The sequence below is a fragment of the Virgisporangium aliadipatigenens genome, assembly GCF_016863615.1.
Taxonomy (GTDB): domain Bacteria; phylum Actinomycetota; class Actinomycetes; order Mycobacteriales; family Micromonosporaceae; genus Virgisporangium; species Virgisporangium aliadipatigenens.
Map to the genome: position 1 here is coordinate 284,505 of NZ_BOPF01000010.1, position 20,225 is coordinate 304,729.

At 72.4% G+C, this 20,225-nt stretch carries 19 protein-coding genes; 10 read left to right on the forward strand and 9 right to left on the reverse strand.

Features of this window, described 5'->3' with window-relative positions:
- The first annotated feature begins 88 nt into the window (after positions 1-88).
- The 8 genes from Val02_RS17090 to mctP all read left to right on the forward strand — a co-directional run bounded on the left by Val02_RS17090 (position 89) and on the right by mctP (position 8,387).
- Positions 89-1,231 (forward strand): Gfo/Idh/MocA family protein, encoded by a 1,143-nt coding sequence (locus Val02_RS17090; RefSeq protein WP_203900047.1) that lies wholly within the window; start codon positions 89-91, stop codon positions 1,229-1,231.
- A gap of 79 nt (positions 1,232-1,310) precedes the next feature.
- Complete coding sequence (locus tag Val02_RS17095) at positions 1,311-2,459, forward strand: dihydrodipicolinate synthase family protein (RefSeq protein ID WP_203900048.1); 1,149 nt, start codon at positions 1,311-1,313, stop codon at positions 2,457-2,459.
- Positions 2,456-3,280, forward strand: a complete 825-nt coding sequence (locus Val02_RS17100) for a sugar phosphate isomerase/epimerase family protein (protein WP_203900049.1) — start codon at positions 2,456-2,458, stop codon at positions 3,278-3,280. The genes Val02_RS17095 and Val02_RS17100 overlap by 4 nt, the downstream gene beginning before the upstream one ends.
- Entirely contained in the window at positions 3,273-3,869 is a 597-nt protein-coding gene (locus Val02_RS17105) for a bifunctional 4-hydroxy-2-oxoglutarate aldolase/2-dehydro-3-deoxy-phosphogluconate aldolase (protein WP_203900050.1), read from the forward strand. The genes Val02_RS17100 and Val02_RS17105 overlap by 8 nt, the downstream gene beginning before the upstream one ends.
- Before the next feature lie 265 nt (positions 3,870-4,134).
- Positions 4,135-4,281, forward strand: a complete 147-nt coding sequence (locus Val02_RS48935) for a DUF3311 domain-containing protein (RefSeq protein WP_203900051.1) — start codon at positions 4,135-4,137, stop codon at positions 4,279-4,281.
- Between the two features lie 43 nt (positions 4,282-4,324).
- Positions 4,325-5,962 carry a sodium:solute symporter family protein gene (locus tag Val02_RS17115; RefSeq protein WP_203900111.1) on the forward strand — a complete coding sequence of 546 codons (1,638 nt, stop codon included), beginning with the start codon at positions 4,325-4,327 and terminating at the stop codon, positions 5,960-5,962.
- A 138-nt stretch (positions 5,963-6,100) separates the two neighbouring features.
- The gene (locus Val02_RS48665; protein WP_373317904.1) at positions 6,101-6,652 is read left to right on the forward strand and encodes a DUF3311 domain-containing protein; all 552 of its coding nucleotides are present in this window, start codon (positions 6,101-6,103) and stop codon (positions 6,650-6,652) included.
- Positions 6,645-8,387, forward strand: a complete 1,743-nt coding sequence (gene mctP / locus Val02_RS17125) for a monocarboxylate uptake permease MctP (RefSeq protein ID WP_203900052.1) — start codon at positions 6,645-6,647, stop codon at positions 8,385-8,387. Before Val02_RS48665 ends, mctP begins: the two co-directional genes overlap by 8 nt.
- A 36-nt stretch (positions 8,388-8,423) precedes the next feature.
- On the opposite strand, the gene Val02_RS17130 is transcribed toward mctP, so the two are convergent.
- The 3 genes from Val02_RS17130 to Val02_RS17140 are packed head-to-tail and all read right to left on the reverse strand — an operon-like array spanning position 8,424 to position 11,475.
- Positions 8,424-9,116 (reverse strand): hypothetical protein, encoded by a 693-nt coding sequence (locus tag Val02_RS17130; RefSeq protein WP_203900053.1) that lies wholly within the window; start codon positions 9,114-9,116, stop codon positions 8,424-8,426.
- On the reverse strand, positions 9,101-10,612 hold the full coding sequence (locus tag Val02_RS17135) for a hypothetical protein (protein WP_203900054.1): 1,512 nt from the start codon (positions 10,610-10,612) through the stop codon (positions 9,101-9,103). Before Val02_RS17135 ends, Val02_RS17130 begins: the two co-directional genes overlap by 16 nt.
- Positions 10,609-11,475 carry an ATP-binding cassette domain-containing protein gene (locus Val02_RS17140; protein WP_239153053.1) on the reverse strand — a complete coding sequence of 289 codons (867 nt, stop codon included), beginning with the start codon at positions 11,473-11,475 and terminating at the stop codon, positions 10,609-10,611. Before Val02_RS17140 ends, Val02_RS17135 begins: the two co-directional genes overlap by 4 nt.
- 86 nt (positions 11,476-11,561) lie before the next feature.
- Between Val02_RS17140 and Val02_RS17145 the strand changes: the two genes are divergently transcribed.
- Both Val02_RS17145 and Val02_RS17150 read left to right on the forward strand, forming a co-directional pair.
- Entirely contained in the window at positions 11,562-12,302 is a 741-nt protein-coding gene (locus tag Val02_RS17145; protein WP_203900056.1) for a PP2C family protein-serine/threonine phosphatase, read from the forward strand.
- Between the two features lie 20 nt (positions 12,303-12,322).
- Complete coding sequence (locus tag Val02_RS17150) at positions 12,323-12,838, forward strand: VOC family protein (RefSeq protein ID WP_203900057.1); 516 nt, start codon at positions 12,323-12,325, stop codon at positions 12,836-12,838.
- A 6-nt stretch (positions 12,839-12,844) separates the two neighbouring features.
- On the opposite strand, the gene Val02_RS17155 is transcribed toward Val02_RS17150, so the two are convergent.
- From Val02_RS17155 to Val02_RS17180, 6 genes are all read right to left on the reverse strand, one after another.
- Positions 12,845-13,156 carry an antibiotic biosynthesis monooxygenase family protein gene (locus tag Val02_RS17155; protein ID WP_203900058.1) on the reverse strand — a complete coding sequence of 104 codons (312 nt, stop codon included), beginning with the start codon at positions 13,154-13,156 and terminating at the stop codon, positions 12,845-12,847.
- 80 nt (positions 13,157-13,236) lie between these two features.
- Positions 13,237-14,982 carry a S8 family serine peptidase gene (locus tag Val02_RS17160; protein WP_203900059.1) on the reverse strand — a complete coding sequence of 582 codons (1,746 nt, stop codon included), beginning with the start codon at positions 14,980-14,982 and terminating at the stop codon, positions 13,237-13,239.
- A 126-nt stretch (positions 14,983-15,108) separates the two neighbouring features.
- Positions 15,109-16,068 (reverse strand): AEC family transporter, encoded by a 960-nt coding sequence (locus tag Val02_RS17165; protein ID WP_203900060.1) that lies wholly within the window; start codon positions 16,066-16,068, stop codon positions 15,109-15,111.
- A 1-nt stretch (position 16,069) separates the two neighbouring features.
- Entirely contained in the window at positions 16,070-16,687 is a 618-nt protein-coding gene (locus tag Val02_RS17170; RefSeq protein WP_203900061.1) for an HAD family hydrolase, read from the reverse strand.
- 19 nt (positions 16,688-16,706) lie between these two features.
- A complete protein-coding gene (locus Val02_RS17175) occupies positions 16,707-17,912 on the reverse strand; it encodes a sensor histidine kinase (RefSeq protein ID WP_203900062.1) in 1,206 nt (401 codons plus the stop codon).
- Entirely contained in the window at positions 17,912-20,194 is a 2,283-nt protein-coding gene (locus tag Val02_RS17180) for an ATP-binding protein (RefSeq protein ID WP_203900063.1), read from the reverse strand. Before Val02_RS17180 ends, Val02_RS17175 begins: the two co-directional genes overlap by 1 nt.
- Positions 20,195-20,225 lie beyond the last annotated feature (31 nt).

Below are 20,225 nucleotides of genomic sequence, written 5' to 3' on the forward strand. Positions count from 1 at the left end.
GTCCCCGGTGGGTCTAGGCCCATCGGGGACCGGCGTTTATCGTTAGGAAAGCGCTTACCTCGCACCACAGATCGAGAGGGAACCACTCATGCAGCGAAGGACCGTGGGCGTCGTCGTCAACGGCGTCACCGGCCGGATGGGCTACCGGCAGCACCTCGTCCGGTCCCTGCTGGCGATCCGCGAGCAGGGCGGCCTGCCGACCCGGGACGGGCACGTCATCTGGCCGGAGCCCGTGCTCGTCGGGCGCAACGCCACCCGGCTGGGGGAGATCGCCGACCGCCACGGCCTCACCGAGTGGACCACCGACCTGGCGGCCGCGCTGGCCCGGCCCGACGTTGAGATCTACTTCGACGCGCAGCTCACCTCGCTGCGGGAGAAGGCCATCCGGCAGGCGATCGACGCCGGCAAGCACATCTACACGGAGAAGCCGCTCGCCGAGGGCACCACCGCCGCGAAGGAGCTGGCCGTCGCCGCCGACGCGGCCGGGGTCCGGCACGGGGTGGTGCAGGACAAGCTGTTCCTGCCGGGGCTGCGCAAGCTGAAGCGCCTCATCGACGGCGGCTTCTTCGGCCGCATCCTGTCGGTGCGCGGCGAGTTCGGCTACTGGGTGTTCGAGGGCGACTGGCAGCCGGCCCAACGCCCGTCGTGGAACTACCGCACCGGCGACGGCGGCGGCATCGTGATGGACATGTTCCCGCACTGGAACTACGTGCTCGAGGAGCTGTTCGCGCCGGTGCGCGCCGTGTCGGCCACCATCGCCACGCACCTCGACGCGCGGGTCGACGAGCAGGGCGAGACGTACCGGGCCGACGCCGACGACGCCGCGTACGCGGTCTTCGAGCTCGAGGGTGGCATCGTCGCCCAGCTCAACTCGTCGTGGTGCGTGCGCGTGTTCCGCGACGAACTGGTGGAGTTCCAGGTGGACGGCACCGAGGGGAGCGCCGTGGCGGGGCTGCGCCGCTGCCGGGCCCAGCACCGTTCGGTGACGCCGAAGCCGGTGTGGAACCCGGATCTGCCGGCGACGGAGAAGTTCCGGGAGCAGTGGGCCGAGGTGCCGGACAACGAGGAGTTCGACAACGGGTTCAAGGTGCAGTGGGAGGCGTTCCTGCGGCACGTCGTCGAGGGGGCGCCGTTCCGTTGGGACTTCCACTCGGGAGCGCGCGGCGTGCGCCTCGCCGAACTGGGCCTCGAGTCCGCCCGCACCGGCCGCCGCGTCGAGGTGCCCGCATGAGCGGACGCTTGCGGGAGCGAATCATCGGCACTGTCCGCTGCGCGTCTCAGGGCGCCGGGGAGCGAAGCGAGGCGGCGTCATGAGCGGGGTACGACTGCCGGACGGGTCGGTGCACACGTTCGGCGGCGGAACGGCGTTCGCGTCGAGCCACGCCGCGCCGAAGAAGCGGATCGCCTTCGCCGCCGCGCACGTGGTGGCCCGCCCGACCGGGGAGACCGTGCCCGGCGCACCCGCCGAACTGGACTGGAGGGCGACGCTGGCGTTCCGGCGGCACCTGTGGGCGCTGGGGCTCGGGGTCGCCGAGGCGATGGACACCGCGCAGCGCGGCATGGGCCTGGACTACCCCGTGACGCGCGAACTGATCCGCCGCAGCGCCGCCGAGGCCCGCGCCGACGGTGGGCGCATCGTGGCCGGGGTGGGCACCGACCAGCTCCCCACCGGCCCGGCCGGCCTGGCCGACATCCGCCGCGCCTACGCCGAACAGCTCGCCGACGTGCGCGAGTCCGGTGCGGTGCCGGTGCTCATGTGCAGCCGCCAGCTGGCCGCCGCCGCGCGGGACGCCGACGACTACCTGAGCGTCTACGGCGAACTGATCGCCGCCAGCGACGTTCCGGTGGTGCTGCACTGGCTGGGGGAGATGTTCGACCCGGCGCTCGCGGGCTACTGGGGAACGTCCGACGTCGACACCGCGACCGAGACCGTGCTGACGCTCATCAAGGCGCACTCCGCGAAGGTGGACGGCATCAAGGTGTCGCTGCTGGACGCGGCGCACGAGGTGGCGTTGCGGCGTCGCCTGCCGGCCGGCGTGCGCCTGTACACCGGGGACGACTTCAACTATCCGGAGCTGATCCGGGGCGACGCCGAGGGCTGGTCCGACGCGCTGCTGGGCATCTTCGACCCGATCGCGCCGGCCGCGTCGGCCGCGCTCGCCGCGCTCGACCGGGACGACGCGGCCGAGTACGACCGGATCCTCGCGCCGACCGTCCCGCTGTCGCGGCACATCTTCGCGGCGCCGACGTTCTACTACAAGACCGGCATCGTCTTCCTGGCCTGGCTCGCCGGGCATCAGGACCACTTCCTGATGGTCGGCGGGCTCCACAGTGGACGGTCGGTGCCGCACCTCGTGCGCGCCGCCGTGCTCGCCGACGCCGCCGGGCTCATCCCGGATCCGGACCTCGCCGCCGCGCGGCTGCGGGCGTTCCTCACAGTGGCGGGGGTTCAGCAATGAGCGAGCGGGAAACACTCAGTGACCGGTTCGCTTTCAACCAGGCGACCGCCAAGTACTGGGCGATGGACGAGCTCATCGCGGGATGCGTCGCCTCCGGTGTGCGTCACGTCGGGCTCTGGCGGGAGAACGTCGCCGAGTACGGCCTCGATCGCACCGCGAAGGAGGTGCGCGCCGCGGGGCTGTCGGTGAGCACGCTGTGCCGGTCGGGCTTCTTCGAGCGGGACGGCTGGTTCGACGACAACCGGCGCGCGATCGACGAGGCCGCGGCCCTCGGGACGGGTGTCCTGGTGCTGGTCTCCGGCGGGCTTCGCGAGGGTTCGCGGGACATCGCCGGCGCCCGCCGCCACGTGGCCGACGCCGTCGCCGAACTGGTCCCGCACGCCGTCGCCGCCGGCGTGACCCTCGCGGTGGAGCCGCTGCACCCGATGTTCTGCTCCGACCGGTGCGTGATCAGCACGTTCGCCCAGGCGATGGCGATCGCGTCGCAGCATCCGGTCGGCGCGGTGGGCGTCTGCGTCGACACCTATCACCTCTGGTGGGACGACACCGTCCTGCCCGAACTGGTCGCCGCCGGCCCGCGCGTCGCCACCTACCAGCTCGCGGACTGGATCACGCCGCTGCCGGCAGGGGTGCTCACCGGGCGCGGGCTGCCCGGGCAGGGCTGCGTGGACTTCGACGCGTTCCATGTCGCGGTGGAACGGGCCGGATACACCGGACCGATCGAGGTGGAGATCTTCAACGACGAGCTGTGGGCCAGGCCGGGTGCGGAGATCCTCGCGGACACGCTCAAGGCGTTCCATAGAGTGGTCTCCGATGACTGAGAACCTGGCGGCACACGGGCGGATCGTCCTCATCCTGCGGGATCTGGGGGTGGCGGAGACCGTGCGGCGCGCGCGAGAGGCATGGGACGCGGGCATCGGGCTGGTCGAGGTGACCGCGGACGGCGAGGAGGCGGTCGCGGCGGTCCGCGCGACCGTCGCCGCCGCCGAGGGCCGTCCCGTTCTCGCCGGAACGGTGTTGAGCCCGGCCGTCGCCCTGGAGGTGGCTTCGCTCGGGGTCGCCGCCACGGTGGCGCCCGGGCTGGACGAGGCCGTGGTGTCGGCCAGCATGTCGGCGGGCGTGCCGCACGTGCCGGGCGTCGCGACGGCGACGGAGATCCAGCGCGCCGTGTCGCTGGGGTGCACGCTGCTCAAGGGCTTCCCCGCCGGGAGCCTCGGACCGGGGTGGTTCAAGACCGTGCGGGGGCCGTTCCCCCGGGTGCGTTTCATGGCGACGGGCGGCCTGACGCCCGCGACGGCGCCGGAGTACTTCGCGGCCGGGGTGTCGATGATCGGGTTCGGCGGCGGGGGCGGGGACCTCTCGGCGCTGGTCGCTCTGAGTGATCGCGGAGACGCGGTTACTGGCGCGTAGTGATAATGGCCCCACTATCGGATTTGATTTTGGGGCGGGGCCGGCACGCTTTGTAGCATCGCGGACTTAACCGCTCACGTGCCGCTCCGCCTCCCCGGAGGGCACCCTGGACCGTCGACAGGGGCCTGAGATGGAAGACCGGCGTGCCCGCTGGCAGACCGCGCCGTTACCTAGGGTCACTGACCCCGATCCGGAGCGTTACCGCTCGCATCGATCCGGGGGAAGGCGCCGGGGCAGCCGATGGCACTGGCTGCTGTGGCTCCCGGTGATCATCGCACTGTTCCCGGCGATCTTCAATCGCGCCGAGCCGACGTTGATGGGGCTGCCCTTCTACTACTGGGGGCAGCTGGCGTTCGCGCTGCTCTGCGCGGTGCTCACCGCCGTCGTGCACCTCGCCACGAAGGGACGGTGACGTGGTGGTACCCGCACAGCACTCCACCGAGTTCTGGATCTTCATGGCGACGTTCGTGGGGATCGCGGTCACCGGCCTGCTCGCCGCGCGCTGGCGCCCTGCCCAGAACGTGCACACCCTGGAGGAATGGGGCCTCGGCGGTCGGGCGTTCGGCAACTGGGTGACGTTCTTCCTGCTCAGCGGCGACGTCTTCACCGCCTACACGTTCGTCGCGCTGCCCACGCTGGTCTTCGGGCTCGGCGGCATCGGCTTCGGGATGACCTACTTCGCGATCGCCTTCCCGATGGTGTTCGTGCTGCTGGCCCGCTTCTGGTCGGTGTCGCACGTGCACGGGTTCGTGACGCCGGCCGAGTTCGTCCGGGCGCGTTTCGGTTCCCGCTCGCTGGCCGCCGGCATCGCGATCACCGGCATCGTCGCCACCATGCCGTACATCGCGCTGCAGCTCGTCGCCATCGAGGCGGTCTTCACCGTCATGGGGCTGCCGCGCGGCCTGCCGCTCACGATCGCGTTCGCGGTGCTGGCGCTGTTCACGTTCGTCTCCGGGCTGCGTGCGCCGGCACTGATCTCCATCGTCAAGGACGCGCTCGTGGTGTGGACCGTGCTGACGGTTCTGCTGATCGTCTTCACCCGGGACGGCGGCTGGGCCACCGTGACGAAGGCGGCCGACACGCGGTTCAACGCGTCGCCGAACCCGATCGACGGGCTCTTCCTCCTGCCGGACAACTACCTGCAGTACGTCACCTCGGCGATGGGCGCGGCGGTCGCGCTCTTCCTCTACCCGCACACGCTGACCGCGGCGCTCGCCGCCAAGAACCGTTCCACGCTGCGGCGCAACCTGGCCGTCATGCCGCTGTACTCGCTGACCCTGGGCATCCTCGCCCTCGCCGGGCTCGTGGCCATCCTGGACGGGGTCCGGCCGCTCGACGGCGACGGCAACACCGTGCTGCCCCTGTGGTTCGACAAGGCGTTCCCGGACTGGGCTGCGGCGCTGGCGTACTCGGCCATCGCGGTCGGGGCCATGGTGCCCGCGGCCATCATGTCCATCGCCGTCGCGAACCTCTTCACCCGCGACGTGTACCGCGTGTACATCAAGCCGGACGCGACACCCGGGCAGGAGACCCGGGTCAGCCGGATCGTCTCGCTGGGCGCGAAGATCGGCGCCGTCCTGGTGATCCTGCTGATCGACACGCAGTTCGCCTTCGACCTGCAGCTCATCGGCGGCGGGTTCATCCTGCAGACGCTGCCGGCCGTGGCGTTCGGGTTGTACACCGCGTGGTTCCACCGGTATGCCCTGTTCGCGGGGCTCGTCGCGGGGCTGGTCACCTGCCTGGCGCTGCTCTACGACGTTCCACAGCTGGGTGGACCGGACGGCCGGACCGTGGTCCGTGAACATTTCGGCGGGTCGGCCTGGCCGTTGTCGAATCTCGGGATCGACACGAACGCGAGCGTCTACGTCGGATTCATCGCGCTCGCGATCAACCTGATCGTGATCGTCGTCGGTACCCCGCTATTGCGGGCACTGGGCGTGAAAGACGGCACCGACAAAACCGACGCGCGCGACTATTACGCCGACGAGGGCGACGAACGGGTGCGCCGATTGACCGACCTGTTGGACGGCGAATCGGAGAGCGAGGGGCACCCGTCCGGACAACACTCCTGGTCCGGACGGGCGACATATTGACGTTCGTACTGTGGCCGTGACCAAAATGAGACTTGTTCACACCGTCCGTATCGGCTTTAAGATCACCGAGTCGCACGGCGGGTGACGGACCGGAAAAGGGACCGCTGGGCGTTTGCCTCCCAGAAAAGGAGGGGCCCAGTGGAGCCCGCCCATCGCCCCCGACACGGCGCACCCGAGCCCTACGACCCGTACGACGGGGCGGGTGGGTGGCAGCCCGACCCGGCGGAATCCGCGTACGGACCGGCGCGGACCGGGTTCGGGGACGGGCGGGTGCCGGCGTACGGCGAGGTGATCCCGCAACGGCCGCAGGACGCCTATCCCGCGGCTCCCTATCCCGTGGACGCCTACCCGTCGGGCTCCTACTCGGCGGGTGTGGCTCAGCCGACGGGCTCGGCGTACCGGGAGGCCCATTACCGGGACGGCTCCTATCGGGACGGCCCGTCCGGTCGCGACGCGTACGGCGGCGGCCGGCCGGGGCGCAACCGGACCCGTGCGCTCGACCGGAGCAAGTGGCACTGGCTGCTGTTCGTGCCCGTGGTCGTGGCGCTCTTCCCGCCGCTGTTCAACCGGATCGAGCCGACCCTCATGGGGCTGCCCTTCTACTACTGGGGACAACTGGCGTTCGCGCTCTTCACCTGCGTGACGATCGCGTTCGTCCACGTTGCCACGAAGCCCCGCCGCGATGGGTGACCTCCTCGGGAACCTCGACGGCCACGAGGTTCAGCTGGCGATCTTCGGGTTCTGCTTCCTGCTGGTGACCGTGATGGGCTTCGCCGCCGGCCGGTGGCGCCCCACCCAGGACGTGCACACCCTGGAGGAGTGGGGGCTGGGCGGCCGCGCGTTCGGCAACTGGGCGACGTTCTTCCTGCTCAGCGGCGACGTCTACACGGCGTACACGTTCGTCGCCGTGCCGACCCTGGTGTACGGCGTGGGCGCGGCGGGGTTCTTCCCGGTGTCGTTCCTGGTGATCGTGTACCCGATCGTCTTCGTCGTGCTGAGCCGGTTCTGGTCGGTGTCGCACGTGCACGGGTTCGTGACACCGGCCGAGTTCGTCCGGGCGCGCTTCGGGTCGCGGGCGCTCGCGCTGGCCGTCGCGATCACCGGCATCCTCGCCACGATGCCCTACATCGCGCTGCAACTGGTCGGGCTCGAAGCGGTGTTCAAGGTGCTCGGGCTGCCGCCGGGCTGGCCGCTGACGATCGCGTTCGTGGTGCTGGCGCTGTACACGTTCAACTCGGGGCTGCGTGCGCCGGCGCTCATCTCGATCGTCAAGGACACGCTGGTGCTGTGGACCGTGCTGGCGATCCTGCTGGTCGTGTTCACCCGCGACGGGGGCTGGGCGTCGGTCATCAAGACGGCCGGGGCGCGGTTCGCCGAGACGCCGTCGCAGTCCGACGGGCTGCTGCTGCCGGGCAGCGGCCAACTCAACTACGTGACGCTCGCGCTCGGGTCGGCCCTGGCGCTGTTCCTGTACCCGCACACCATGACCGCGGCGCTGGCCGCCCGGAACCGTTCCACGCTGCGGCGCAATCTCGCCGTCATGCCGCTGTACACGCTCACGCTCGGCGTGGTCATGCTCGCCGGGTTCGCCGCTCTTCTCGACGGGGTCACCCCGATCGGCGGGGACCGCAACACCGTGGTGCCGCTGTGGTTCGACAAGGCGTTCCCGGACTGGGCGGCGGGGCTGGCGTTCGCGGCGATCGGCGTGGGCGCCATGGTGCCGGCCGCCATCATGTCCATCGCCGCCGCGAACCTCTTCACCCGCGACATCTACAAGGAGTACATCCGACCCGACGCCACACCCCGGCAGGAGACGCAGGTCAGCAAGTTCGCGTCGCTGACCGTGAAGTTCGGGGCGGTGCTGGTGATCCTGGTGCTCGACACGCAGTTCGCCATCGACCTGCAGCTCATCGGTGGGGTGTTCGTCATGCAGACCCTGCCGGCGGTGGCGCTCGGCCTGTACACGAACTGGTTCCACCGCTGGGCCCTGATCGGCGGCTGGATCCTCGGCCTGCTCACCGGGCTCGTGATGCTGTACCAGGTTCCGCAGATCGGCGGCGCGGACGGCAGGACGGTGCTGCGCGAGCACTTCGGCGGGTCGGCGTGGCCGCTCTCGCACCTCGGGTTCGACACGACGGCCACCATCTACGTCGGCGTCGTGGCCCTCGCCGCGAACATCCTCGTCGCCGCCGTCCTCACGCCGGTGCTGCGCGGGCTCGGGGTACCGGACGGCGTGGACCGCACCGACCCGCGCGACTACGTCGCCGACGAGGGCGACGCGCGGGTGAAGCGCATGACGGAGATCCTGGACGGGACGCCTCCGCAGGCGGCCGAGTACGTGCCGCTCCCCGGGACGGAACCGACGGGGTCGCGCCCGACGCTGGGGCAGCGCTGGCCGACGACATCCGCCCGCCGCCAACGCTGACCCCGCCGCCCGCGTCGACGCCGGCGGCGCTCCGGACTAGCGGGTCACCGCGCGGAGCAGCCGAGCCGCCCGGTCGCGGACCGGTTCGCGCCCCGCCCACCACAGCCCGGCGAGCCCGACCCCGACCAGCACACCCCACCGCTGGTGCGCGTCCGTCCAGCGGGCGTCGCCCGGCGGCACGATCAGCGCCCACCCGTACGGCAGCTGGAACGCCACCACCACCCCGAACACCACCACCGGCGCCGCGACCGGCCCGGCGCGCCCGCTCTCGGCACCACGCACCGTGCCGGCGGCCACGGCCAGCGCGCCGCACACCAGCGCGGCGGCCTCCACCGTGAGCGCACCGACCGGCAGCCGCGCCGGCGCGGTCAGCGCGCTGCCCACGATCGCCAGCGCGGCACCCCACCAGAGCGCCAGCACCGGGACCACGAGCGCGAGCCGGACGCCGAGCCGCGCACCCCGGCCCACCGCGACGACCCGGGTGGTCCGCACGGCCGGGTCGTCCAGCAGGAACGCCGCCCCGAGCGCACCGCAGACGGCCGCCATCCGCAGCAGCGTCGCCGCATCGGCCGGCCCGAGCTTGTCGAACAGCCGCGACGCCGCGCCGGCCATCGCCAGTCCCACGCCCGCACCGACCCCGAACGGCAGCCACCCGACGACCCGCCCGGTGGGCCGCAACAGCGCTTGCAGGGTCGCCGCGCGTCCGGCCCGGGTCACCGGCAGGACCACCCGTCGTCGACGACCTTCGGCGCCGGCAGCCCGAGCAACTCCGCGGCGCGCGGCAGCGTGGTCCCCTCGGCGGTCAGCTCCGTCCAGTTCTCCCGGACCCGCGCACCCACCTCCGCGGTGGGCCGGGACAGCAGCGCCGTCGCCAGCGAGATCTCGGCGTCCGGCACCAGGATCCCGGCCCCGATCTCGCCCTCGGGGAAGCTGACGCCGCCGAAGGACATCGCGTCGATCCGCTCCAGTCCGGCGCGGGTCAGCGGCGTGGCCTGACCGGCGATCCAGGTCACCACCACGCCGAGGCCGCCGCACAGGGTGCTGAGGGCCGCGGGGTCGCCCGTGATGAGGGTGTAGGCCAGGCGCGCGGCGAACCCGGTCTCCGTCCCGTCGCCCCACCGGGTGCCGATACCCACCGCGCCCGGCGTGCCGGCGGCGGCATCGTCCGCGCGCCACTTCGCCACCGGCACGCCGGCCGGATCGCCGAGTGCGCCCCGGGTGCCCGCGATCGCCCGCTGACGCACCGCCAGCGGACGGTTCGTCAACTCGGGCGGCATCTCCCGCAGCACGCCCTGCGTCACGGCGGACCACTCGTCGATCCACGGCACGAACTCCTCGAACGCGCAGTACGTGACCCGTTCGACGACGCGGCACGTCTGGAGCGCGGGCTGCTGCCGCGCGGCCGCGGTACGCAGGCCGTCCCGCGTGGAGGCCGTCTGCACGACGACGGCGGCGACGGTGAGGACGAGCGACACCGCGCCGGCCACCAGCACCCGCGTGGAACGGCCACCGCGCACGGCCAGCGCCGCCACCCCGATCAGGGCGGCGAGGCCGGTCAGGTACAGCAGGTGCAGGCCGGACGGCCAGGTCAGCAGGGCCTGCGGCGGCGGCAGGAACATCGGGTCGGTGATGTCGACCGTCATCGCGTACGGCACGAAGCTGTCGGTGGCCGCCTGCACGCTGGCGAAGACCAGCAGGATCGCGCCGCTCACCACCACGAGGAGCGGGGCCACCACGACGGAACGCCACAGCCGCCCGAGCAGCACGCCGACGCCGCCCATCAGCAGCACCAGCACCGGCACCGTCGCCACCTCGTACGGGTCGAGCCGCCCGACCGCCCCCGGCGCGAACGCCAACACGCCCACGTAGATCACCGCGAGCAGCGCGCCGACCAGCGCCACCGGCACGAGGGCCAGCAGGAGCGCGGCGACGCGCAGCCGCTCGGGCAGCACCAGCACCGCGAACTGCTGCTCGGTCCCGAACCGGCGCGCGCGCAGCACGGCGAAGTTGGCGGCGATCAGGGCCGCGCCGCCGAGCACGAGCTGCATCGCCAGTTGCAACCCGCGCGGCGGCTCGTGCAGCAGGCCGAAGCGCGGCAACCCGTCGCCGAAGAGCCATCCGTACAGCACCGGCCCGGCCATCAGCAGCACGGCCGCGATCGTCAGCGGGTGCCGCAGCAGCCGCATCCCCTCGACGCGCGCCAAGGCGAACACCACCCGGCTCATGCGCTCACCGCTTCGGCCGAGGTGTCGACCAGCATCAGGTAGCCGTCCTCCAGGGTCGGTTCGACCAGGTCGGCTCCGGGGGGCGGGGTGCCGACGTTGCGGTAGGTGCCGGCACCGGTGCGCCATGCGGCGAGCGCGCCCTCGGCCCTCGCCGGGGCGGACCAGACGCGGCCGTCGGCGAGGCGCGCGAGCTCGGTGGGCGTTCCCTCGAAACGCACTTTGCCCTGGTCCAACACCGCGACCCGGTGGCAGAGGCTCATCACGTCCTCGGTCTGGTGGGTGGAGAGCAGGACGGTCCGGCCCTCACCGAGACCGGCGATCAGCTCCCGGAAGCGGAGCCGCTGCTCCGGGTCCAGCCCGACCGTCGGCTCGTCCAGGACGAGCAGCGCCGGGTCGCCGACCAGGGCCGCCGCCAGCGCGACCCGCTGGCGCATCCCACCGGAGAGCGCCTTGATCTTCTTCTTGGCGGCGTCGGCGAGCCCGACGGCAGCGAGCACCCGCAGCACCTCCGCGCGGCGCTCCCGCCGGTGCCCGAACTCCTGCAGGATCGCCACGTACTCGACGAACTCGAACGCCGTGAAGCGACGGTAGAACCCCGGGTCCTGCGGCAGGTAGCCGAGCCGGCGGCGCACCTCCAGCCGCCCGGCGGCGGTGCCGGGATCGTGCCCGAGCACGGACAGCGTGCCCCGATCGGGTGCCATGGCGGTGGCGACGATGCGCAGGAGGGTGGTCTTGCCGGCGCCGTTGCGGCCGAGCAGCCCGGTCACGCCGTCGCCGAACGCCAGCGAGACGTCGTCGAGGGCGGCCGTCCGCCCGTAGCGCAGGCCGAGGCCCTCGATCCGGACCGTGGGTGCGGGGGTCACGCGCTCCTCCTGAGATGGGTCGGCAAAGGCACACCTCCTCATCGGATCGTGGCCGCCGTTCGGTTCACGCCTATCATTCGAACCCGATGGGAAATGTGGAGGCGTCGAGCGGCGGGCTGCGGGTGCGGATGGCCGTCGGGAGCGACGTCGGGCGCCGGTACCGCGACAATTTCGACGTGTGGCACGTGGGCGTCGCGCCGCCGTGCGCGGTCGTCGCCGACGGCATGGGCGACGGCCCGGGCAGCGCCGCCGCCGGGCGGATCACCATGGCGGCGTTCGTCGACGCGATCTCCGCCCCCGGTGCGGTCGGTCCCGCGGGCCTGCGCGCCGCCGTCGCCACGATCCAGTCCCGGGTGAACGTCGAAGGCCGACGGCTCGGCGAGCTGACCGGCTGCACGCTGAGCGCCCTGGTGCTGGACGACACCGGCGGCTGGATCGTGCAGGTCGGCGACTCGCGGGTGTACCGCCTGCGCGACGGCCTCCTCGAACTGCTCACCGTCGACCACACCGCCGCCTGGCTCGGCGCCGTCTACGGCTGGTACCCGGCGGATTCCCCGCAGGCGGCCGCCGCGCGCTACCGGCTCACCCGGTACATCGGCCATCCGGGCCACCCGGAGCCGGACATCATGCACGTGGCGCCCCGCCCCGGTGACGTGTTCTGCGTCTGCACCGACGGCGTGGCCGAGCAGCTCAGCTACGAACTCCTCGGCCGCCGCCTGGGCGCCGGTTCCGACCCGGCGGCGATCGTCGACGCGATCGTGGCCGACGCCCGGCAGGCCGGCGGCAGCGACAACGCCACGGCCGCGGTTGTCTGTTTCCGCAACTAACTGTGTGGCACAGTCGGGGCATGCCAGCACCCGAGGGCTCCGAACTGGAAAAGGTCCGCCACCGCCGCGCCGAACTGCGCGAGCGCTACCTGAAGCCCGCCGACCAGCGCCCGCCCACCCGGGCGCAGGGCGTGCACCACGCCGCACTCATCTGCCGCGACGTCGAGGAGACCATCCGCTTCTACCAGGACACACTCGGCTTTCCCCTGGTAGAACTCGTGGAGAACCGCGACTACCCGGGCTCCAGCCACTTCTTCTTCGACATCGGCAACCGCAACCTCCTGGGCTTCTTCGACTTCCCCGGCCACGAACATCCCGACTGGCAGGAGACGATCGGCGGCGTGCAGCACATCGCGCTGTCGGTGAGCCCGGAGGCGTTCGCGCGGGCCAAGCAGCTCTTCGACGAGCGCGGCATCGAGTATCTCGGTCCGGATCGCGGTGTCGAGGACAGCCTGTACATCCGCGACCCGAACGGCGTCGGCGTCGAGCTGTACCGCGAGGAGCTCGGCGTCTTCGAGGGCGTCCGCCTCGTCTGATCCTCCCTAGGACCAGTTCTCGACGGTGATCGTGTAGTGGGCTACCCGGTCGTCGTAGCGGACCAGGACCCGGCGGGCCGGTTCGGCGACGACGGCGCGTTCGTAGTCGTCGCCGGCGAAGGCGCGCACGTCGTCGAGCGACTCGAACACCGTCAACGACAGGAACTCGGTCTCGGCGCCGACCGTGCGGCGCACCAGCCGCGCGCCCCGGAAGCCGGGTAGCTCGGTCAGGTGCGCCAGCACGTCGTCGCGGTAGTGCTGCTCGTACTTTCCGGCGTCCGCGGCGCGGGTCCAGCCACGCCACATCCGGGCCAACATCGTGCGGAGCCTCCTCAGGGGGAACGTCGACGGCCCCCCATCATGGCCCCGCCCCACGACGCCCCCTTCAGCAGGTCGGCTCAGCCCCAGTGGGAGCCCGACCAGTAGCCGCCGCTCCACGTCCGGCCGGACCACGTGCGGCTCGACCAGGTGCGCGAACTCCACGTGGTGCCGGTCCAGGTGGCACCGCTCCACGTGCGGCTCGACCAGGTGCGGCTGGTCCAGTTGGTGCCGGTCCAGGTGCCGGTCGCCCAGCCGGAGCCGCTCCAGGTGCGGCCGTTCCACTGGCCGGTGGTGGTCCAGGCGGTGCCGGCCGTGCAGGAGGCGGACCACGCGGCGGCGTTCCAGGCCTCGCCCATGATGTCGCGTTCGCCGGTCAGTTCGGTGCCGGTGTCGGGGTCGACGACGTGTGCCGTGCCACGGGCGCCTTCGAGCGTGCCGAGGCCGGTCGACGCGGCGAACTTCTGCTGCGCGGTCGCCACGAGCGGCGTGGGCAGGGCGGCGGCGGTGCGGATGTTCAGCTGGCCGGCGCCGCGGGAGACCGGGTCGGCCTGCGGCATCGGGTCGGCGCTCAGCATCAGGAGCTTCTTCACCTGGTCCGGCGTCAGCGTGGGCCGCTGCTGGAGCAGCAGAGCGGCGGCTCCGGAGACGACCGCGGTCGCCTGGGACGTTCCGCTGCCCTTGAAGTAGCGCTGGCTCGGGTCGACCGTCGTCGCGAGGCGGCCGGTCGGGTACATCGTGTCGAGGAACGAGTTCGGCGTGCGCAGCGAGATGATCGAACGGCCGGGCGCGACGAGATCCGCGTGGCGGGTGGCGTTCCCCTTGGTGGAGAAGTCGGCGACGACGTCGTCCACTTTGGACTCGGTGCCCTTGTGGTCGGCGGCGCCCACGGCGATGACGTACGGGTTGGCGGCGGGCATCGAGACCCGGGTGGCGGCCGCGCCGTCGTTGCCGACCGCGACGACGACCACGATTCCCTTGCGCCAGGCGGCTTCCACGGCGTGCGACAGCGGGTCGAGGCGCGGGTCCTGGGTCGAGTCGGTGCCGAAGGAGAGGTTGATGACGCGGATGTTCAGGCCGGGGTCGTTGCGGTGCACCACGACCCAGTCGATCGCGGCGATCACCTGCGACACGTCGACCGCGCCGTCGGTGGCCGCGACCTTCATGTTCAGCAGCGTGGCGTCGGGCGCCATCCCGACGAACTTCGTCGGGTCCGCGGACTCCTGACCGGCGACCACGCCCGGGTCGCGGCCGGCGACGATGCCCGCCATGTGCGTGCCGTGGCCGAAGGTGTCGAGGGTGCGCAGGTTCGTCGCCTGCGACTCCAGCGACAGGTCGGGGCCGTTGACGACCTTGCCGGTGCCGCTGAGCCCGGTCGCCGGGGCGATGCCGGAGTCGATGACGGCGACGCCGACGCCCTTGCCGGTGAGGGGCTGCCCCTTGGCGTCCCGGCCCTTCCAGACGTCCTGCGCGCCGGTCATCTTGGTGACGCCGGAGATCGAGGTGTTCTGGGCGTCGGCGAGCCACGTCCGCCCGGTCATGGTGACCTTGCCGTCGGGCGTCACCGACCGCACCCCCGGAGCGGTCAAGAGCTTTTTCAGACCATCCGAGGGAACGGACACCAGGAGCGAGTCCACCAGACCCAGCTCGCGTTCGACGGTCCCACCGGCGGCCGCCACCGCCGAGCGCGCACCGGCGGCGTCGTCATAGCCGACGATCACCTGCGCCGAGGGCACACCGGGCGAAGCCGTCGCCGTAGGCGCCAACGCGGTCGCGCCGGCCAACACTCCGGCCGCCACTCCGAAAAGTCCGCGTAGTCGTCGCATCCCACCCCTCCCGAAAAGCCTGTGCGCCAATGGTGTCGCGACGGGTGCCGCACGGTTGTCAACAGAACGGCCGAACGCGGCTCAAGAGCCGTTCAACCGAAGCTCAAGGGGCGCCACGAAAACGGACTAGAGGGCACCCGCGACCAGCAGCCACAAGGGACCCGTGGCCGCGAACGCCACCGTGGACGTCACGATCGCGGCCGTCGTCTCGGCCTGTGCGGTGTCGTAGCGTTGCGCGAACAGCAGCGCGTTGGCCCCGATCGGCAGCGCGGCGCAGAGCACCACCACGGCGAGCGGCGTCCCGCGCAGCCCCACCGCGAACGCCACGGGCAGGACGATCGCCGGCATCACCAGCAGCTTGCCGGCGGAGAGCGCGAGCGCCCGGCGCCGGTTGCCGACGATGCCGTAGTGCGCGAGCGTGAGCCCGATCGTCACCAGGCTGACCGGGACGACCCCCTGGCCAAGCAGGCTCAGCGTCTCGTCGACCGGACGGGGTATCGGCAGGCTCGTGACGTTCCACAGGAGTCCGATGAGGACGGGGAGCGTGACGGGATGGATCACCGTGCGCCGCGCGGTGGTGGCGATGGTGGAACGCAACGGCGGCCGGGACTGCCCCTCCTCGGTGACGCGGGCGAGGTCCGATTCGGCGAGCACGGTGGCGAGCGTGAGCAGCACCAGCCCGTGCACGCTGATCAGCGTCACCAGAATGCCCAGCCCGTCCGCGCCGAAGATGGCGGTGACGACCGGGATGCCGAGCTGCACCGTGTTGCTGAACGTCAACGTCAGCGCCCGCACCGACGGCGCCGCGGGATGGCCCGGCCGGCGCCGGCGCTTCCACCCGTACCAGGTGAGCAGAAGAAGAGCGGCCGGCCCGAAGTACGCGGCGACCGTGGTCCACGGCAGGGCGGCCAGGTCGATGCGGGCCGTCGCGCTCACCAGCAGCGCCGGCGTGAAGAGGTAGAACGCCAGGTTCGACAGCAGCCGCGCGGACTCCTCGGAACGGAACAGCGGCGTGCGCCCGGCGACCCACCCCGCCGCGATGGTGGCGAAGACGGCGAGCAGCTTGGCGGCAACCAGCCCGCTCATGTCAACGGGAGAGCGTGACGCCGAAGGCCCGTTCGAGTGCGGGGACCGTCTCCGCGGCCGAGCGGTGCAGGAACGTCGTCATGCCGAGCGCGCGGGCCGGTTTGAGATTGCCGCCGAGGTCGTCGACGTACGCGCACGCGGCCGGTGCCAGTCCGACGGCGTCGGCACCCAGCCGGTAGATCTCCTCGGCGGGCTTGCGCAGCCCCACTTCGCCGGAGATGACCACCCCGTCGAAGAGTTCCGCGAGGAGGGCCCGGTCGTAGCGTTCGGCGCCCCACGAGTTGGAGATGAGTCCGGTCCGCAGCCCGGCTTCGCGCGCGGCCCGCACGGCGTCGAGCATCGCGGTGTCCGGGACGGCGCCGGCCATGAGGCGAGCGACGAGCGCCTCCGCGTCGACCCCCAGCAGCGCCGCGAACTCCTTCTCGAACGCCGCCGTCGCGAGGGCCCCGGTCTCCAGGTCGGCGAGCAGTCGCCGGGCGTCCGGATCGCCGCGGAACAGGTCCCGCACGGTGTGCTCGGGCAGCCCGTGCGCCGCGCAGAACGCCCCGAACGACGCGAACACATCGCTGGTCAGCACGCCGCCGTAGTCGACGAGCAGCCCGCGCAAAGGTGCACTCACAGTGCGAACATAGCCGCTTTCACGCCGCCGGCCTGCTGAGGGTGCGGATTGTCTCAGGGGAGCGCACGGCCGTGGCCGCGGCCGGCAGCGTCAGCCAGAACCGCGTCCCGCCGCCCGGGTTCGGCAGTGCGCCGATGGTGCCGCCGTGCCGGTGCACGATGCGCTGGCAGATGGTGAGGCCCAGACCCGTTCCCGGGTAGCCGGCGCCGCGATGGGCGCGGTGGAAGCTCTCGAAGATGTGCTCGTGCTGCCCCTCCGGGATGCCGATGCCGCGGTCGGCGACCTCGATCCGCACCCAGCCGGACTCCTCCTCGAAGCCGCTCACGTGCACCCTCGGCTGCTGGCCGGGCGGGGTGTACTTGAGCGCGTTGCCGACCAGGTTGTCGATGACCTGGCGGATCAGCACCACGTCGCCGACGACCGAGGGCATCGGGTCGACCGCGATCTCCGGCACCGGGCCGCCGGTGCGCCGCAGCACGTCCGTCCGGTCGGCCACGACGGTGTCGACGAGCCGGGTCAGGTCCACCGGCGCCAGCTTCAACGGCGCGCTCGGCGCACTGGCGTAGGCGAGCAGGTCGTCGATGAGGCGGCGCATGTTCTCGACGCCGCGCGCGATCTCCTCGACGAACTCGTCGAACTCGTCCGGGTGCGCGTGCGGGAGCAGTTGCACGTAGCCCTGGATGGTCGCCAGCGGGCTCTTCAGGTCGTGGCTCACCACGCCGGCGAAGCTCTCCAGTTCGCCGTTGGTGCGGGTCAGCTCGACGTTGGCGGCCTCCAGCTCGGCGTGGGCGGCGCGCAGGTTCAGCTCGCTCTCGCGCAGTCGGGTGATGTCGTGGATGGCGACGACCGCCCCGCGCGGGGTCCCGTCGGGCGACTCGACCGGGCGGCCGTGCGCCACCACCCAGCGCCGGATCGAGCCCGGCGACGCGACGATGAACTCCACGTCCTGCACCGTCTCGCCGGCCAGCGCGCGCACCAGCGGCCAGCGTTCGTGCGGGAGCGGGGTGACGCCGTCGGTGTCCAGCATCGTGGTCGGCGACAGCCAGCCCTCCAGCGGGTCGCCGACCTTCGGGCCGACGCGGAACAGCCGCCGCGCGAAGCGGTTGCAGACGGTCAGCCGCCCCTCGGCGTCGCAGGCGACCACGCCGACGTCCAGCGAGTCCACCACGTCGAGCGTGAGGTCGCTGTCCCAGTGGATGATGTTGTCGAGCGGCATGCGGTCCATCAGTTCGACCGGCCGACCTCGTGCAGGTACCCGTTCAGGGCCTCGGCGGTGCCGGTGGCGGCGCGGTCGACCGCCTCGACCAGGGTCGCCAGCTCGATCTCCACCGCGGCGGCGGCGCGCTGTTCGACCAGCGCGCACGCGGCCGCCAACCGGTCGGCGCCGAGCAGGGCACTGGAGGACTTGAGCGTGTGCGCGGCCGCGCGCAGGCTGTCCCGGTCCAGGCGTTTGAGCGCCGCGGACAGGGCGGTGCGCCGGCCGCCGAGCTCGGTCAGGAACGTCGAGACCGTGGTGACGACGAGCGGCCGGTCGGCGAGCTGTTCCTCCAGGTCGCGCAGCCGGCTGAGGTCGACCGCGGGGACCTCGTCGACGGGCTCGTCGGGCTCCTCCGGCTGCTCCGGCGCCGGCGGGGCGGGGGGCTCCCCGGTGAGGTACGGCTCCAGCGCGGCCCGCAGTTCGGGCAGCGTGATCGGCTTGCTGACGTGGGAGTTCATGCCGGCGTCGAGGCAGCGTTCCTGGTCGCCGCGCAGCGCCGTCGCGGTCAGCGCGAGGATCGGCAGGGTCGCCCCGGCCGCCCGGATCTTGCGGGTCGCCTCCAGGCCGTCCATGCCCGGCATCTGCACGTCCATCAGCACGACGTCGTACGGCTCGGCCGCCTCCAGCACCGCGGTCAGCGCGGCCGCGCCGTCGCCGACCGCGTCGCACTCCAGCCCCAGCAGCTGGATCATGCGGCGGAACACGCCCCGGTTCACCTCGTTGTCCTCGGCGAGCAGGATCCGGCCGGCCGGCAGGGGAGCGACCGGGATCGGCGCGCCGCGCACGCCACGGCGTTCGGCGTTGACGGCGGAAACCAGGCGGCGCAACGTGATCGGCGCGGTGATCAGCGACGGGCCGCGGACCACACCGGTGCGCGGGTCGGTCGTGCTCAGCATCACCGCGCGCCCGTGCGTCCCCACCGCCGCCATCACCCGGTCGCCGCGGCGCACCGCCTCCGGGTCGTGCGCGTCGTCGCACCAGAGCACCGCGTCGAAACCCGCCGTGCCGTCCATGACCGCGTCCAGCGTCGTCGGGACCACCTCGGCGTCCGCGGCGTTCAGGAGCCAGGACAACACCTCGGTCGAACGGGCCGTCGGCGCCACCAGCCCGATCCGGTTCACCACCAGCCGGGGAACGGGCACCGCCCGCACACCGTCGGCGGGGGCCGCCACGAGCGGCACGGTGACGCGGAACTGCGTACCGGCGCCGACCTCCGAGTCGACCTCGACGGAGCCGCCCATGCGCGACACGAGCCGGGCCGCCACGGCGAGGCCGAGCCCCGCGCCCTCGTGCCGGCGCGCCGCCGAGGAATCGGCCTGCACGAACGGCGCGAACAGCCGCTCCCGGTCGGCCGTGTCCAGCCCCCGCCCGGTGTCGGTGACCATCAGCCGGATCTGCCCGTCCGGCAGCGGTTCCGCGCTCACCACCACTTCACCCGCATCGGTGAACTTGACGGCGTTCCCCACCAGATTGGTGAGCACCTGCCGCAGCCGGGCCGGGTCGCCGAGCACGACCGGCGGCAGGGCCGGCGCGGTCCCGGCGAGCAGCAGGATGCCCTTGCGGCGGGCCTCCTCCTGCAGCGGCTCGGCGACCGACTCCAGCAGCTCGCGCAGCGACAGCGGCTGCGACGTCAGCTCCAGCCGGTCGGTCTCCAGGCGGGCCAGGTCGAGCAGGTCGTCGATGAGCACCTTCAGCGACTGGGTCGAACGGTGCACCCCGTCGACGACCTCCCGCACGTCCTGCGGCAGGGCGAGCGCGCGCATCAGGTCCACGAGCCCGACGACGGCGCTGACCGGCGTGCGGATCTCGTGCCCGAGCAGCGCCAGGAACTCCGACTTCGCGCTGTCGACGGACTCCAGCGGCACGTGCTCCTCGTGCGCCACCGGCTCGACGTGCGGCTCCTTCGGCAGCGGGTTGCCGCAGGCCGGACAGCTCTCCAGGGCGTTGTGCTCGACGGTCAGCAGATAGCCGGGCACACCGGCCTCGTCCTGAACCGGCACCACGCGCAGCGTGCGGTCGTCGCCCGGTTCATCGTGCCGGCAGATCGTCGTCTCGGTGCCCGGCGAGCGCAGCGCGGCGAAGAGCGCGGCGTATCCGGCCCCCGGCAGCACCGCTCCTTCACCGGCGTGAACGTCGCCGACCGCCGCGCCGGTCCACCGGGGGTTGGCCGCCACCACCCGCCCGTCGGCGTCGATCAGCGCGGCCGCCACCGGCGCCGTCGTGACCAGCGTGCGTGCCGAGTACCCCATGCGACGACCCCTCCGACGGCAGGACATCTCC